This window comes from Acidobacteriota bacterium, from assembly GCA_026393675.1.
GTDB lineage: Bacteria > Acidobacteriota > Vicinamibacteria > Vicinamibacterales > JAKQTR01 > JBAXOX01.
Window position 1 is genome coordinate 14,261 of sequence record JAPKZQ010000011.1, and the last position, 14,758, is coordinate 29,018.

At 64.9% G+C, this 14,758-nt stretch carries 15 protein-coding genes; 4 read left to right on the forward strand and 11 right to left on the reverse strand.

All coding sequences use genetic code 11. The features are described 5' to 3' along the window. The first annotated feature begins 18 nt into the window (after positions 1-18). Positions 19-1,002, forward strand: coding sequence for a D-glycero-beta-D-manno-heptose-7-phosphate kinase (gene rfaE1, locus NT151_03925; protein ID MCX6538070.1), 984 nt, complete (start codon positions 19-21; stop codon positions 1,000-1,002). On the opposite strand, the gene purH is transcribed toward rfaE1, so the two are convergent. Next, positions 999-2,603: a bifunctional phosphoribosylaminoimidazolecarboxamide formyltransferase/IMP cyclohydrolase gene (gene purH / locus NT151_03930; GenBank protein MCX6538071.1), complete on the reverse strand. Its 1,605-nt coding sequence runs from the start codon at positions 2,601-2,603 to the stop codon at positions 999-1,001. The genes rfaE1 and purH overlap by 4 nt on opposite strands. Before the next feature lie 244 nt (positions 2,604-2,847). On the opposite strand from purH, the gene NT151_03935 reads away from it, so the two are divergent. Further along, positions 2,848-3,051 (forward strand): cold shock domain-containing protein, encoded by a 204-nt coding sequence (locus NT151_03935; protein MCX6538072.1) that lies wholly within the window; start codon positions 2,848-2,850, stop codon positions 3,049-3,051. A gap of 91 nt (positions 3,052-3,142) precedes the next feature. Here NT151_03935 and NT151_03940 read toward each other — a convergent pair whose 3' ends face one another. Continuing rightward, positions 3,143-3,733 carry a hypothetical protein gene (locus NT151_03940; GenBank protein ID MCX6538073.1) on the reverse strand — a complete coding sequence of 197 codons (591 nt, stop codon included), beginning with the start codon at positions 3,731-3,733 and terminating at the stop codon, positions 3,143-3,145. After that, the gene (locus NT151_03945; GenBank protein ID MCX6538074.1) at positions 3,733-4,248 is read right to left on the reverse strand and encodes a hypothetical protein; all 516 of its coding nucleotides are present in this window, start codon (positions 4,246-4,248) and stop codon (positions 3,733-3,735) included. Before NT151_03945 ends, NT151_03940 begins: the two co-directional genes overlap by 1 nt. A gap of 33 nt (positions 4,249-4,281) precedes the next feature. Here NT151_03945 and selA point away from each other — a divergent pair, with 33 nt between their 5' ends. Together selA and NT151_03955 are read left to right on the forward strand one after the other, a co-directional pair. Further along, positions 4,282-5,724 (forward strand): L-seryl-tRNA(Sec) selenium transferase, encoded by a 1,443-nt coding sequence (gene selA / locus NT151_03950; GenBank protein MCX6538075.1) that lies wholly within the window; start codon positions 4,282-4,284, stop codon positions 5,722-5,724. A gap of 99 nt (positions 5,725-5,823) precedes the next feature. After that, a complete protein-coding gene (locus NT151_03955; protein ID MCX6538076.1) occupies positions 5,824-6,228 on the forward strand; it encodes a TM2 domain-containing protein in 405 nt (134 codons plus the stop codon). A 23-nt stretch (positions 6,229-6,251) separates the two neighbouring features. On the opposite strand, the gene NT151_03960 is transcribed toward NT151_03955, so the two are convergent. The 8 genes from NT151_03960 to nuoH form a co-directional block, all read right to left on the reverse strand. Beyond that, on the reverse strand, positions 6,252-6,656 hold the full coding sequence (locus tag NT151_03960; protein MCX6538077.1) for a DUF2752 domain-containing protein: 405 nt from the start codon (positions 6,654-6,656) through the stop codon (positions 6,252-6,254). A gap of 18 nt (positions 6,657-6,674) precedes the next feature. Beyond that, positions 6,675-7,103, reverse strand: coding sequence for a TM2 domain-containing protein (locus NT151_03965; protein ID MCX6538078.1), 429 nt, complete (start codon positions 7,101-7,103; stop codon positions 6,675-6,677). 186 nt (positions 7,104-7,289) lie between these two features. Then, positions 7,290-8,729, reverse strand: coding sequence for an NADH-quinone oxidoreductase subunit N (locus NT151_03970; GenBank protein MCX6538079.1), 1,440 nt, complete (start codon positions 8,727-8,729; stop codon positions 7,290-7,292). Positions 8,730-8,740: 11 nt separating this feature from the next. Further along, positions 8,741-10,357 (reverse strand): NADH-quinone oxidoreductase subunit M, encoded by a 1,617-nt coding sequence (locus tag NT151_03975; GenBank protein ID MCX6538080.1) that lies wholly within the window; start codon positions 10,355-10,357, stop codon positions 8,741-8,743. Then, positions 10,348-12,438, reverse strand: coding sequence for an NADH-quinone oxidoreductase subunit L (gene nuoL, locus NT151_03980; GenBank protein MCX6538081.1), 2,091 nt, complete (start codon positions 12,436-12,438; stop codon positions 10,348-10,350). The genes NT151_03975 and nuoL overlap by 10 nt, the downstream gene beginning before the upstream one ends. Before the next feature lie 8 nt (positions 12,439-12,446). Then, complete coding sequence (gene nuoK / locus NT151_03985; protein MCX6538082.1) at positions 12,447-12,749, reverse strand: NADH-quinone oxidoreductase subunit NuoK; 303 nt, start codon at positions 12,747-12,749, stop codon at positions 12,447-12,449. A gap of 4 nt (positions 12,750-12,753) precedes the next feature. Then, on the reverse strand, positions 12,754-13,287 hold the full coding sequence (locus NT151_03990; protein ID MCX6538083.1) for an NADH-quinone oxidoreductase subunit J: 534 nt from the start codon (positions 13,285-13,287) through the stop codon (positions 12,754-12,756). Next, on the reverse strand, positions 13,277-14,302 hold the full coding sequence (nuoH, locus tag NT151_03995) for an NADH-quinone oxidoreductase subunit NuoH (GenBank protein ID MCX6538084.1): 1,026 nt from the start codon (positions 14,300-14,302) through the stop codon (positions 13,277-13,279). The genes NT151_03990 and nuoH overlap by 11 nt, the downstream gene beginning before the upstream one ends. Between the last annotated feature and the right edge of the window lie 456 nt (positions 14,303-14,758).

Here is a 14,758-nt window from a genome sequence, read left to right on the forward strand (position 1 = left end):
CGGAGTGTGCTCATCGTGATGACCTCTGCCTTGTCAGCCGCCCGCGCCAACGAACTGGTGGCTCGCTTTGCTGATGCGTCCGTGCTGATTGTCGGCGACGTGATGCTCGATCACTTCGTCGTCGGCCGCGTCAGCCGCATCTCTCCCGAAGCGCCGGTCCCAGTGGTCGAGTACGACCACGACGAGTACGGGATTGGAGGCGCAGGCAACGTCGCGAACAACGTGCGCGCGTTGGCGGGTGCGGTCGAACTGGTCGGCTTGATCGGTGAGGACCGCGACGCCGACGTGCTGCGCGACGAACTTCTCGCCCGTCACATCGGATGCGACGGGCTCGTCGGCGACAAGACGCGACGCACCACCACCAAGCAGCGCATCGTCACGACGCGAAACCAGCACGTGGCTCGCGTCGATTACGAAAATGACGCCGAGGCAGGGCCTGCGATCGAACAGGCGCTGATGGCCCGTGTCGACCAGCACCTCGAGCACGCCAGGGTCGTCGTGGTGTCCGACTACCTGAAAGGTGTTGTCACACGCGGGCTGATGTCAAGGCTTGTCGAGCTGGCGCGGATGCGGAACGTCCCCGTGCTGGTCGATCCCAAGATTCCGCACATCGACTACTACGCGGGCGCCACGCTGGTCACGCCCAACCACAACGAGGCCGAGGTGGCGACGCACATGCGCATCCGGTCGGACGAGGATGCCCGGCGCGCGGGGTACGTGTTCATGGAACGCGCGCACTGCCTGAGTGTACTCATCACGCGAGGCGAACAGGGTATGTCGCTGGTCGATCCGTCTGGTGACCTGCACTTCCCGGCCGTGGCGCGCGAGGTCGCCGATGTCACCGGCGCCGGAGACACGGTGATTGCGGCGCTCGCACTCAGTCTGGCCGCCGGGGCAACGCGCGGCGAGGCGGCCCAATTGGCCAACCACGCGGCCGCGATTGTCGTCGGCCACTTCGGCGCCGCCACCGTGACGCCGGCGGAGCTGCTCGGCTCGTTCTAGTGCCGGAAATGCCGTCTCCGGGTGAACACCATCGCGATCCCGTGTTCATCGGCGGCCGCGATCACCTCGGCGTCTTTGACCGACCCACCCGGTTGAACAATCGCCGTGGCTCCTGCCGAGACCACCGCGTCGAGCCCGTCCCGGAACGGGAAAAACGCGTCGGAAGCAGCGACCGACCCCTGAAGCGACACGCCGGAGACGCTGGCTTTCAGTGTCGCCACTCTCACCGCATCGACGCGACTCATCTGGCCCGCGCCAACCGCCAGCGTCCGATCCTCGCCGGTGAAGATGACGGTGTTCGACTTGACGTGAGCGCACACGCGCCAGGCGAAACGCAGCGCTCGCCATTCGGCCCCGGTTGGCGCGCGTTTCGTGACGACCTCCGGGCCGCCAGACGCGGGCCAGGGATCGCGCGCTTCAACAACCCGGTCCTGCTCCTGAACCAGCACGCCGCCAAGCGCGGTCCGCATGTCCAGATGTCCAATCCCGCGCCCACGCGAGGCAGCCATCCCGAAAGCGACTGGCGCCACGACCACGCGGAGGTTCTTCCTGGCGGCGAGCACCGCGAGGGCGGCGTCCGACACGGCCGGCGCAATCACGGCCTCGATGAACGTGGATGCAATGGCCTGCGCGGTGGCCTCGTCGACCTCGCGGTTGCAGCCCACGATGCCCCCGAACGCGGAGAGCGTATCAGCGTCCCTGGCTCGGACGTACGCCTCAGCGAGCGTCGCTCCGGTTGCCGCCCCGCAGGGGTTGGTGTGCTTGATGACCACGGCCGCCGGTTCGGTGAACTCGGTGGCAATGCGGCAGGCCGCATCCACATCGAGCAAATTCGTGAACGAGAGTTCCTTGCCTTGCAGCACGGCAGGAATATCGGCGTCGGTCAGATCGCCGGGCACGTACCACGCCCCGGGCTGATGCGGATTCTCTCCGTAGCGCAGCGTGCGCAGTTTGCGTATCGCCACGTACAGGCGCGACCCGAGGGTATCGCGCTTCGGCGTGCGCGTGTAGCCGCCGGCGGCGACCGCCACGGCTTCGAGCTCGTTGGCGATCGCGGTATCGTAGTCGGCGGTGTGGGCGAACGCCTTCTGCGCGAGTTCCAGACGAAGTTCGAGGCTGGCGCCTTCCGACGCGTCAAGCGCGTCCAGCACGCGGCTGTAGTCCGCCGGCGACACCACCACCAGCACATCGCGGAAGTTCTTCGCCGCACCGCGAATCATCGATGGCCCGCCGATATCGATATCCTCTATCAGGTGGTCGAACGGCGTCGAGGGGTTGGCCGCCGTCTCGCGGAACGGATAGAGATTGACGACCACCAAGTCGATCGGCTCGATGCCAAATCTCGCCAGGGCTTCCCGATCTCCCGCGTGCCCGCGTCGCGCCAGGATGCCACCATGGATGACGGGATGGAGCGTCTTGACCCGGCCGTCCATCATTTCCGGGGCCCCGGTCACCTCTGACACCTGGACCACCGGCACTCCGGCAGCGGCAAGCGCTTTGGCTGTCCCGCCGGTCGACACGATGGTGAATCCCCGGGCCGTAAGGCCCCGGGCAAACTCGACGACGCCAGACTTGTTCGACACGCTGATCAACGCTCGCATGGAATGACCTCGCGGCTTGGGGGTCCAAAGGGCCCCTCAAGATTAACCCAAGCCGACCCGGCGCGTGGGCCCGCCCGTACGCTTGACACCCCTTGAAAGCGGCCGGTATCATTCGCAAAAGGCGTTGTCGGGCCAACGCCGCAAGCCGCACGAGCGGTTCTTGTTTTACCCCACGTCCATGACGTTGGGGGTCGGTAAGACGTGCGGTGCGTACAGCGCCGCCAAGAGGCAAGGCAGGGCACGAATGCGCATCACAGGCAAGGTGAAGTGGTTCAACAACGCGAAGGGGTATGGATTCATCGAGCGTGAAGGCGGCAGCGACGTCTTCGTCCACTACTCCGCCATCCAGGGCAACGGGTTCCGCTCTCTCGAAGAAGGTATGGCCGTTGAGTTCGAAATTGTCGACGGCCCCAAGGGACCTCAGGCCGGTAACGTCACCAAGATTTAGTGCCGCTTCCCAGAGGATTGCCCGGGGCTGGCGTCGATGTCGTCCCGGGCGTTTTTTTTCAGAAGGCCCGCGTCCCCACCCACTCGGCGGGTCAATCCTGCTTCACGCCCTTCAGCCCGCGGGCGGTAAACGAGATCTTCCCGTCGCGCACGGCCACGCGAAACGCCACCTCTGGCGCGCCGCGTTGCTGGATGGACCTGACCTGATCGCGGATCAAGCCGGCGAACTTGTGGAACGGCACCTGCGGTTCGCCGAGTTCACGTCGGACCTCGGTCAGCCGATCGTAGAGTTCGCGCAATTTGTCCAATTCCTTCATCGGCTCGGCAAACAGCGCCACATGCACGATGCGGTCGTCGGACGGCCGGGACGTGTCGGTATCCCTGCGCCGGGGCAAGGCGAACGGCCCGGGGCGTCCTTCTTCGCGAGCTCTGAGACCCCGGTCCCAGAGATCCACGAACGTGGCATAGCGGGCCTGAATCGTCTGGAAGCGGAAGCGCTCCGCATAGACGCCTTCGGTCTGGACCGTCCGTTCGAGGCGCTTGATCACGCTCTGCACGCTCGAACGCGTCTCCCAGGGCGGACGCGGAAGCTGGCCGGCGAAGAACATGTTGTACTCGGACTCGAGCTTGCGCAGCTCAGCCTCGAGCAGCCCGAATTCGACATCGAGCGGTGAAGTTTGCACTAACGTGGAAGCAGATACCAGAGCAGTGGCAGCCACAGCTCGCGGGCATACGGCACCGGGCGGTCGTCCACGAGCACGTCACTGACCGTGTTGGGGCCAACCAGTTCCCACAGCCGATGCATCGTGACAACCTGGTCTGGTCTGAAGCGTGCCCGATGGCGGAGGCGCGCGCCGGCTCCAGTCTCGAAATAGTCGCTGCTGGCGCGGGCCAACTCAACGGCTTGTTCATATTCCGGCGCGTCAAACGGCGCGAACACGACGGTGTAGGAGAATGGCCGGCGAGGGGGATTCTCCATCAGCGCGTCCTGGAGATCCGCGTCGAGGCGCGCCAACTCCTCGTCTGATGGTTCCTCGGCCAGCTGCGCGTACGGCCAGAATCTGTCGCCAGGGCGGAACCGAGGGGTCTCGCCGGCGACGATCTCCCCTTCCTGGGGTTGACGATCTGGATGCTCCGGTCGGTCGGCCATCGATGATCCCGTCAGCAGGAGGCGCGGCTGCGGCTCACTGAATTGCATGGTGATGGTATCCTGACTGCGCGAGTGGGAGCAATGCCCGACTACCGAGTGATTCCATCCATCGAACAGCTCCGCCAGCGGCCGGGAGTGCAGGCGCTCGTCCGGCAATTCGGTCACAGCGCCGTGGTGGAAGCCCTTCGGGCCGAAACCGACGCGCTCAGGCAGCGAATGGGCACCAACCCGCCGGGCCGGGGTGCCGCGCCAACCACGCCGGCGGCTGCGGCCGAGGCGATCGAAGCCGGACTCGGCGCGCGTCTGCGCCTCCTGTTCCAGCCCTCGCTTTGTCGGGTCATCAACGCGACGGGCGTCATCGTACACACGAACCTGGGGCGTGCACCTCTCTCGCCGGCTGCGTTGGCCGTCGTGGCTGACGCCGGCCAGCGGTACGTGACGCTGGAGTACGACGTGGTGCGAGGCGAACGCGGACACCGCGATCAACACGCCGAGCAACTGCTCTGCCGATTGACCGGCGCCGAGTCGGCCGTCGTGGTCAACAACTGCGCCGCCGCCACTCTGCTGATGCTGGCCGCGCTCGCGTCGGGCCGCGAGGTCATCGTGTCGCGGGGCGAACTGGTGGAGATCGGCGGCGGCTTCCGCGTGCCGGAGGTGATGGCGCAATCGGGCGCCCTCCTGCGGGAGGTCGGCACGACCAACCGCACCCGGGCGTCGGATTACGCGGCAGCCATCTCCGACCGCACCGCGCTCATCCTGCGCGTGCATCGATCGAACTTCACGATCGAGGGGTTCACCGAGCAGCCGTCACTCGAGCAACTGGTCGCCATCGGCCGCGAGCGCGGCGTCACGGTCGCCGAGGATCTGGGTAGCGGCAATATCCTGGGCGGGTTGGCCGCGGCGACAGACCTGGGCGGCCTGCGGCTCGACGACGTGCCAGGCCTGGAGGCGCTCGTTCGGGGCGAGCCGACTGTGCAGGCCAGCATCTCGGCGGGCATCGGCGTGCTGTGCTTCAGCGGCGACAAGCTCCTTGGCGGCCCTCAGGCCGGGATCATTGTCGGCCGCCGGGATCTTGTGCAGCTCGTCCGGAGACATCCGTTGATGCGGGCACTGCGTGTCGACAAGCTGACCTACGCCGCGCTGGCCGGCACGTTGACCGAGTACGCCGCCGGCCGCGCACGTGAAAGTATTCCCGTCGTCGTCATGCTGACCAGGACGCCCGCGGAGATTGAGAGCCGCGCCCGGCGACTGGCCGACGCGCTCCGAGTGTCAGGCAACTACGACACCGAGATCATTGACGGGCGATCGACTGTGGGCGGTGGGACCACGCCAGGACTGACGCTTCCGACGCGGCTGCTCGCGCTCACACACCGCTCACTGTCGCCCGACTCGCTCGAGTCCGCCCTGCGCCAGCTCGATCCGCCGATCATCGGGCGCATCGACAACGAACGGGTCGTCCTTGACCTCCGCACGGTGTTTGACGACGAAGACGACGCGATCGTCGCTGGATTGCTCACAACGTAGCTCACAACTGAGCTTGTATGTCGACTACGCCGTCACTATGCTTCCCGTGTACGGTCTGTGCCCAATCGAGTGGAAAGGTGGCATTCGCAATTGCCCCCAATGGAGAAACGCATGTTCTGTCGGCACTGCGGAAAGGAACTGTCCGCGCAGGCGGTTGTCTGCATCTCGTGCGGGTGCGCTCCGGCAACCGGGGACCGCTTCTGCCAGCACTGCGGCGCTGAAACTCAACCAGCCGCTGCCATCTGCCTGAAATGCGGCGTGAGTCTGATCGGGAGGCCGCGCGCCGGCGCCAAGTCAAAAGTGGCAGCAGGTGTCCTCGGCATCCTGCTCGGGGGGCTTGGCGTGCATCGCTTCTATCTGGGCTTCGTGGGAATCGGTATCCTCCAAATCATCGTGACGCTCATTACCTGTGGCTTAGGCGCGATCTGGGGTTTTGTCGAAGGTATCCTGATCCTCACGGGCTCAATGAACCAGGACGCCCGGGGGAACCTCCTCGTCGATTAGGACAGGGGATTCGGCTCGTGAGATCAGATCGGGAATCGTCGGACGAGTCCCAGGATCCATGCTGTCGCCATCAGGGGCAAGATGGCCACCATCACGTAGCGCCGACTCGCCCGCCACGTCCGCGCGAGGAGATCACGGGCGAGGCACGTCTCCGCCAAGGCGAGTCCCGCGATGACCCAGACGGTGAAGTAGATCAGCGGAGCCGCGGCATTGAACGCCACGGCCTGGTCCCAATGACCATGGGCGAGCGCGACAAACGCGCGTGTCATGCCGCATGAAGGACAGGGCAGCGACGTGACCCGCCGCCACAGGCACACGACGGGAGCCTGAGCAACCTGCGGCACCAAGGCGGCGGCGGCCAACACCGACGCGCTCACGACGAAGACCAACAGGCCTCGCACGCGACCCGCCCGCACTTCGCCGTTCATCGACGGACCCACCGATCCTCAGAATACGAGAGAGTTACCCTGGGCATCAATGCGGCCTCCCATCCCGGTGATGATGAGGTCGACCAGCGCCCAGATGCCAAACCCGCCGCACGTGATCAGCTTCAGGATGCCCAGGCCGGTTTCGCCCAGGTAAAACCTGTCGGCACCAAACGGACCCAGCAGCCAGGCCAGAATGAATGTGGCGGACTGAGTTTTCACCGGCCTGCCGACGGGCGCTGGACGCAGCAGCGGGACACCTGCAGCGTCCGGCATGGAGCCCAACCCGATTCGCACGAAGTCGATAACGGCCCAGATGCCAAGTCCGCCGCATGTCAGCAACTTGAGCACTCCCAGCCCGGCGTACCCGAGGTAGAAGCGGTCGACTCCCAACGTCCCCAACAACGCCGAAAGGACAAAAGCTGTACCCTGTGACTTGGTTGGCACCATGACCTCCTAGTCGCTGCCTGCTCCACTGCGGAGCACCCCCCTACCGTCGTTGGTGTTTGCGCGCAGGGATGATCCTTCGACACGGAGCTGTTGTCAACATCTACGTGCGTGATCGCCAATCGCGCCCGGTGCGTGTGGATGTGACACATCAGTGCAAGATGGAGTGCCACGCGCTGGCGTGCGAGTCTAGAAGATCGTCGAGATTGATGAGGCCGCGAGATTCAACAGACGGGTCGGCAGCACGCCCAGATAGAAGAGCACGGCGACCGAGACGACCAGTGCCGCCAACGCGGTCCGCGGCAGAGGCGGCGCCGCCTCGCCCTCCACCCGGCCCGACATGTACATCATCACGACGACCCGCAGGTAGAAGAAGACCGAGACCACGCTGGTCAGCAGGCCCACGATGGCGAGGGTGTACTCCCCTGCAGTGACGGCCGCGGTAAAGACGTACCACTTGGCGACGAATCCGGCGGTCGGCGGGAACCCTCCAAGCGACAGCAGAAAGACCGTCAACATGAACGACGCGATGGGGCGCGAATACCAGAGCCCCTTGTAGTCGTCGAGTTGCTCGACCGGCTTGTCGCGTGTGCCGAGGAGCGCGATGACCGCGAACGCCCCGAGGTTGGTAATGGCGTACACGAGCACGTAGAACAGGATCGAGGCCTTGCCGGCGCTGTTGCCGGCCACCAGCGCCACCAGCAGGTAGCCGCCGTGGGCGATGCTCGAATAGGCGAGCATGCGCTTGACGTTGGTCTGGGCCACGCCGACCACGGTGCCCAGGATCATGGTGCAGATGGCCAGCACCCAGACCACCGGCACCCAGTCGGCGCGGAGCGGCTCGAGCGCCGACAGGAACACGCGCGCGAACGCGGCGAAGGCCGCCGCCTTGACCGCGGTGGACATGAAGCCGGTCACGATGGTTGGCGCCCCCTCGTAGGCATCAGGCGTCCACATGTGGAACGGAACAGCCGAGACCTTGAAGGCGAAGCCGACCAGCAAGAGCCCCATGGCGACCAGCACCAGCGGACTTGCGGCGCCGGACTGGGCGGCCATCGCGGCGCCAATGCGGTCCAGCCGCGTGCTGTGCACGATGCCGTACATGAACGCGATGCCGTAGAGGAAGAACGCACTCGAAAAACCGCCGAGCAGAAAGTACTTGAACGCGGCTTCCGTCGATGCGAACGATTCTCGCCGAAGACCGGTCAGCACGTAGATCGACAGCGAGAACACTTCGAGCGCCAGGAAGATGATGACGAGATCGGTGGCAATCGCCATCAGCATCATCCCGGAGATCGCAAACAGCACCAGCGCGTAGTACTCGCCCTGCGGGAGTTTGTCACGTTCGATGAGGCTGGACGAAAACGCGATGGTCAGGATCCCGATGATGATCAGCACGAGGCCGACGAACAGGCCGAAATCATCAGCCACCACCACGCCGAAGCTCTCGGCCCGGCGGCCCCACAGCAGGACGGACGAAATGGCCGCACCCACCAGGCCGATGATCCCGAGGCCGCCAATCGGCAGGCGCTCGCCGCGCTCGCGAAACGCCTCGGCCAGCATGCACGTCAGGCCGGCCAGGACCACGCAGATGACGGGGATGACGGCATTCAGAGCCGGACTCATCATGGACACGCTCTTCACCTGCCCGAAAATGGGGCGTGGGAAATTGGGGTCGGACCTGTTCTTTCAGTTTTCGAAAAAATAGGTCCGACCCCTTTTTGAGAAGCGCCTGCGGCGCGCACCATCCTGGCCGGCTGCGCCTCGGCCATGCGCGCCACCACGCGATCGATGGCCGGACGCATCGGGTTCAGGAACACGGACGGCGCCACGCCCATCACAATCGCCATCGCGATGATGGGCGTGATCACCCACCGCTCGCGCACGCTCAAGTCCTTGAGGCCTTTGTTCTTCGGATTGGTCACGTCCCCGTAGTTCACGCGCTGGAACATCCAGAGCATGTAGACGGCCGAGAGGATCACGCCCGTCGCGGCTACCGTCGCGAATCGGGGATCCCACCGGAACGCGCCCAACAGGATCAGGAACTCACCCACGAACCCATTGAGGCCGGGCAGGCCAATCGACGAGAGCGTGATGACGAAGAACGCGGCCACCAGCTTGGGCATCACGTGCTTCAGCCCGCCGAACTCCGAGATCAGCCGCGTGTGGCGGCGATCCGACAGCATGCCGACAATCAGGAAGAGTCCGCCGGTCGACACGCCGTGACTCAACATCTGGTAGACCGAGCCCTGCAGGCCCTGCACGTTCATCGCGCACAGGCCGAGCACGACGAACCCCAGGTGGCTGACGCTCGAGTACGCCACCAGTTTCTTCATGTCGGGCTGGACCATCGACACCAGCGCGCCATACACGATACCGATGACGGCCAGCGTCGCGAGATAGGGCGCGAAGTACGCGGCGGCGTCCGGAAAGAGCGGGAACGCGAACCGCAGCAGGCCGTAGGTGCCCATCTTCAGCAGCACCCCGGCCAGGATGACCGACCCGGCGGTGGGCGCTTCGACGTGGGCGTCGGGCAGCCAGGTGTGGAACGGGAACAGCGGCACCTTGATCGCGAAGGCCAGCGCGAACGCCAGGAAGAACCAGAACTGCAGATGGTGCGGCACGGTGATCTGCAGGAGCGCTTCGTAGCTGAAGCTGTACGACCCGCCGGTGGCGACGGCATGCGTGTACGCCAGGCCGAGGATGGCGACCAGCATCAGCACGCTGCCCGCCATCGTGTAGAGGATGAACTTGACGGCCGCGTAGATGCGCCGGTCGTAGCCCCACACCCCGATCAGGAAGTACATCGGGATGAGCATCGCGTCCCAGAACACGTAGAACAGGAACATGTCGAGCGACAGGAAGACGCCAATCATCGCGCTCTCGAGCACGAGCATGAAGAAGCAGAACTCCTTCACCTTCTTGTGCACCGACTCCCACGAACAGAGCAGCGCCAGCGGCGTCAGGAAACCGGTCAGGACCACGAGAAACAGGCTGATGCCGTCGACGCCCAAGGCGTACTGGATGCCAAACGAGGGGATCCAGTCGACGCGCTCGACGAACTGGAAATCGGCGCTGCGCGGATCGAACCCTGTCCACAGCCACAACGTCCCGACAAACTCGACGATCGAGATCCCCAACGCGACCCAGTGTACGAACCGGTCGCGCTCGCCCTCGCGGTTGCGGATGAGCAGCAGAAGCACCGCGCCGACCAGCGGCAGCGCGATGAGCAATGAGAGCATGGGCACTATCGCCATACGTAGTATCCGAGAATCACGACCACGCCCACGAAGATCGAGAGCGCATAGGCACGAATCGAACCCGTCTGCAGCCGTCGCAGCACGTCGCTCCACCCGCTGACCGACTCGCCGGCCATGTTGACCGCGCCGTCGATCAGGCCGGCATCCACGATCTTCCACAGGCCGCGTTCCGACACCCGGTAGATAGGTTGCACAATCACCGCGTCGTAGGCCTCGTCTATGTAGTACTTATTGAGCAGCAAGCGGTGGAGGCCGGCGAACCTCGCGGCGATCCGGTCCGTCACGTCACGCCGTCGAAGAAAGAAGAACGCCGCCAGGCCGATGCCCGCAGCCGCGATCCCGCTCGAGAACGCCATCAGTGTCAGTTCAGTCCGTTGCTCTTCTGCCGCGTTCCCGGTTTCGACGGTCTTCCCGCCTTCGCCCGCCTTTCCGCCTTCGCCTCCCCGAACCTCGGAGGCTTCGGCGGAGCCTACGGCCGCATGAACAGGAGCGGCTTCGGCGTGGCCTGCGGCCCCCGCAACGTGTGGCGCGCCAGCCTCGATCCCCGGCACCGCGAAACTCGGTTCGAGAAAGGCCTCGATGCGATTGCTGCTGCCGATGTACCCGGCCACCACGGACCCGACAGCGAGCAGGACGAGCGCGATGGCCATCGCCGGCGGCGCGTCGTGGAGGTGCGAGCCGTGGCCGCCCGCCTTCGCACTCACTGCGCCCATCGCTACGGCGGGATCATGGCTCCCCATGCCTGTGGCTCGGGAGCCATGAAACGTGAGGAACACCAGCCGGAACATGTACGTGGCCGTCAGCAGCGACGCGATCACGGCCACTGCCCACACCGTCTTGTGGCCTCCCGAGAACGCCTTCCAGAGGATCTCGTCCTTGCTGAAGAACCCAGATAGCGGGGGCACCCCGGCAATCGCCAACGCTCCAATCAGGAACGTCCAGTAGGTCACGGGCAGTTCCCGGCGCAGGCCGCCCATCTTCCGAATGTCTTGCTCGCCGGCAAGCGCGTGAATCACCGCGCCCGATCCCAGGAACAACAGCGCCTTGAAGAATGCGTGCGTGTAGAGATGGAAGATGCCGGCCGCAAACGCCCCGACCCCCATGGCCACGAACATGAGGCCCAGCTGGGACACGGTCGAGTACGCCAGCACCCGCTTGATGTCGTTCTGCACCAGACCGATCGTGCCTGCCATCAGGGCCGTCGCCACACCGATGCCGGCGACGATCGCCAGCGTGTCTGGTGCATGGCTGAACAGCACGGCGTTGCGCCCGATCATGTACACGCCCGCCGTCACCATCGTCGCCGCGTGGATGAACGCGGAGACCGGCGTCGGACCTTCCATCGCGTCGGGCAACCAGACATAGAGGGGAATCTGCGCCGACTTGCCGGTGGCACCGACAAAGAGCAGCAGCGTGGCGATCGACAGCGTGCCGAAGACCGCCTCGGGTGGCAGCTGCCCCGCCTTGTGCGCCACGGCCTGGAAGTCGAGCGTGCCGAACTGCACCCAGACCATGAACATGCCGAGCAGGAATCCAAAATCACCCACCCGGTTGACGATGAACGCCTTCTTGCCCGCGTCGGAGGCCGATTTCTTCGAGAACCAGAAGCCAATCAGCAGGTACGAGCAGAGACCCACGCCTTCCCAGCCGACGAACATCACCGGGAAGTTGGCGCCGAGCACGAGCACCAGCATGAACGCGGCAAACAGGTTGAGGTAGGAGAAGTAGCGCGCGTACTCGCTGTCGCGCTCCTCGTGCATATAGGCTGTCGAATAGAGGTGAATCAGGAAGCCGATGCCCGTCACCACCAGTACCATGACGGCGCCCAACGGATCCAGACGCAGCGTGAACGGAATCGAAAGAGCCCCGGATTCGACCCACGGCGCCACTTGATCCACGATGCCGCGCGAATCGGGTGCCATCTGGACCAGCGTCCAGACCGACCACGCCGACACGAGGAACGCTCCGAACATCGCGAGGCACGCGACCGCGCCGGCGATCGCCTTCGAGAGCCGGCGGCCCAGCGCGAGGTTGATCAGGAACCCGAGGAACGGTAGCAACGGAATAAAGCGCAGCACGAATCCCCTCACCACTTCAAGCTGGTGAACATGTCCGGATTGAGCGTTTCACGGTGCCGGAAGAGCGCAATGACCAGCGCGAGTCCGACGGCGGCCTCGGCGGCCGCGACCGTGACGACGAAAAACATGATGACCTGGCCGTCGGCCGAGCCAATGGTGCGGCCAAACGCGATGAAGGCCAGGTTGACGGCGTTCAGCATCACCTCGATCGACAGCAGCATCGTGATCACGTTGCGGCGCAGGAACACGCCGATCGTGCCGGTGGCAAACAGGATGGCCGACAGCACCAGGTAGTGTTCGAGTGACACCATCGCCCTATAACTCCCGCTTGGCCAGGACCACGGCGCCCACCATGGCCACGATGATCAGGATGGACGTCACTTCGAAGGCGAACGCGTAGTCGGTAAACAGCAACTGCCCGAGTGCGCGGACCGATCCGAGCGCCGCCGCGTCGGGCGACGCGCCGCCGGTCAGCATGCCATCCTGCGCGTGGCCCGCGCGCACCAGCGCCCACACCAGTTCGGCCGCGAGCACCACGGCCAGCACGGCGCCCATATAGAGCGGCTTCTTCATCGTCGGCGCGCCAGCCGACACATAGTCGTCTTCCTTGTGCGCGTTCAACAGCATCACGACAAAGAGGAACAGCACCATGATGGCGCCGGCGTAGATGATGATCTGGATGACCGCGGCAAATGGCGAGTCGAGCGTGATGTAGAGCGCGGCCAGGGCCGCGAACGACACGATCAGCAGCAGCACGCTGTGCATCGCGTTGCGCCCCAGCACCACCAGCAGCGACGCCGCCACGGCCACCCCGCCGAACAGATAGAAGAGCAGCAGTTCAGTTCCCAAAGTAGATGACTCCCGCCGCCGTCACGATCAGGTTCAGGGCGGCCAGTGGCAGCAGCACCTTCCACCCGAACGTCATCAACTGGTCGTAGCGCAGGCGCGGCAGCGTCCAGCGCATCCAGATGTAGAAGAACAGAATCGCGCCGATTTTCACGAGGAACCAGATCCAGCCCAGGTACTCGGGCAGGAACGGTCCGTGCCAGCCGCCCAGAAACAGATCGGTCGCGACCGCGGCCGCCGTCACCATGTTGATGTACTCGGCGAGGAAGAACATCATGAACGGCGTACTGCTGTATTCGGTGTGATACCCGGCCACCAGTTCCTGCTCGGCTTCGGGAAGATCAAACGGCGCCCGGTTGGTCTCGGCCACCCCCGCGATCATGAAGATCACGAAACCGATCGGCTGCAGAAAGACGAACCACCGCGGAATGAATCCGAGCCAGGTGCCGCTCTGCGCGTTGACCACGTCGGTGAGCGACAGCGAGTTGGCGACGACGAGCACCGAGGCCAGCGACAACCCGTACGACAGTTCGTAACTGATCATCTGCGAGGCCGAACGGAGCGCGCCGAGTAGCGAGTACTTGCTGTTGGAACTCCAGCCGGCCAGCACGATGCCGTAGATGCTCACCGAGGTCACGGCGAACAGCACGAGCACGGCCACGTTGACGTCGGCCACCTGCAGGCTGATCTTGTGATCGATCAGGCCAAACAAGTCCGTCTCGGCGCCAAACGGCACGACGGCAAATGCCGCGAAGGCGGCGGTCGCCGAGATGATGGGCGCGAGCATGAACAGGACGCGATCGGCCCCTTTCGGGCGAAGCGTCTCCTTGAAAATCAGCTTGATGACGTCGGCAATCGGCTGGAGCATGCCCTTCGGGCCCACCAGGTACGGCCCATATCGCTGCTGGATGGCGGCCGCCACCTTGCGCTCCGAGTACACCATGATGGCCGCCGCAAAGAGCAGCAGGCCGAAGACGGCGAGGATGATGCCGAACTGGGCAATATACAGAGGAATCATTGGCTACTATCTACCAAGTACCGACACCCGCTTGCCGGGCTGGAGCCCGGCGATCCCAGGGGTGTCACGCCGCCAAGCCAAGGGTGTCACGTCGCCAACCCCGGGGGTGTCACGCTGCCAACCCAAGGGTGTCACGTCGCCAAGCCAAGGGTGTCACGTCGCCAACCCCGGGGGTGTCACGCTGCCAACCCAGGGGTGTCACGCCGCCAACCCAAGGGTGTCACGCCGCCAAGCCAAGGGTGTCACGTCGCCAACCCCGGGGGTGTCACGCTGCCAACCCAGGGGTGTCACCCCTCCTGACAGTCCGATCCGTCGCGAGCCTGATAGGGGTAGGGAGAGACGATTGTGTTCGTCCCCCCCTCCCTCCGAACTGGACGGGCGGTTCTCCCGCATCCAGCTCTCCAGTTGGTGGTGTCACCTCGATGAGGGGTGACGCGCAGCAGCGTAGGCGTCGAC

What these genes read in the sequence shown, in the direction of transcription:
- NT151_03945 (MCX6538074.1), bottom strand. Translation starts at nt 4,248, where the DNA reads ATGCAATTCAGTGAGCCGCAGCCGCGCCTCCTGCTGACGGGATCATCG.
- nuoH (MCX6538084.1), bottom strand. Translation starts at nt 14,302, where the DNA reads ATGATTCCTCTGTATATTGCCCAGTTCGGCATCATCCTCGCCGTCTTC.
- NT151_03955 (MCX6538076.1), top strand. Translation starts at nt 5,824, where the DNA reads ATGGAGAAACGCATGTTCTGTCGGCACTGCGGAAAGGAACTGTCCGCG.
- NT151_03965 (MCX6538078.1), bottom strand. Translation starts at nt 7,103, where the DNA reads ATGGTGCCAACCAAGTCACAGGGTACAGCTTTTGTCCTTTCGGCGTTG.
- selA (MCX6538075.1), top strand. Translation starts at nt 4,282, where the DNA reads ATGCCCGACTACCGAGTGATTCCATCCATCGAACAGCTCCGCCAGCGG.
- purH (MCX6538071.1), bottom strand. Translation starts at nt 2,603, where the DNA reads ATGCGAGCGTTGATCAGCGTGTCGAACAAGTCTGGCGTCGTCGAGTTT.
- NT151_03935 (MCX6538072.1), top strand. Translation starts at nt 2,848, where the DNA reads ATGCGCATCACAGGCAAGGTGAAGTGGTTCAACAACGCGAAGGGGTAT.
- NT151_03970 (MCX6538079.1), bottom strand. Translation starts at nt 8,729, where the DNA reads ATGATGAGTCCGGCTCTGAATGCCGTCATCCCCGTCATCTGCGTGGTC.
- nuoK (MCX6538082.1), bottom strand. Translation starts at nt 12,749, where the DNA reads ATGGTGTCACTCGAACACTACCTGGTGCTGTCGGCCATCCTGTTTGCC.
- NT151_03975 (MCX6538080.1), bottom strand. Translation starts at nt 10,357, where the DNA reads ATGGCGATAGTGCCCATGCTCTCATTGCTCATCGCGCTGCCGCTGGTC.
- rfaE1 (MCX6538070.1), top strand. Translation starts at nt 19, where the DNA reads ATGACCTCTGCCTTGTCAGCCGCCCGCGCCAACGAACTGGTGGCTCGC.
- NT151_03960 (MCX6538077.1), bottom strand. Translation starts at nt 6,656, where the DNA reads ATGAACGGCGAAGTGCGGGCGGGTCGCGTGCGAGGCCTGTTGGTCTTC.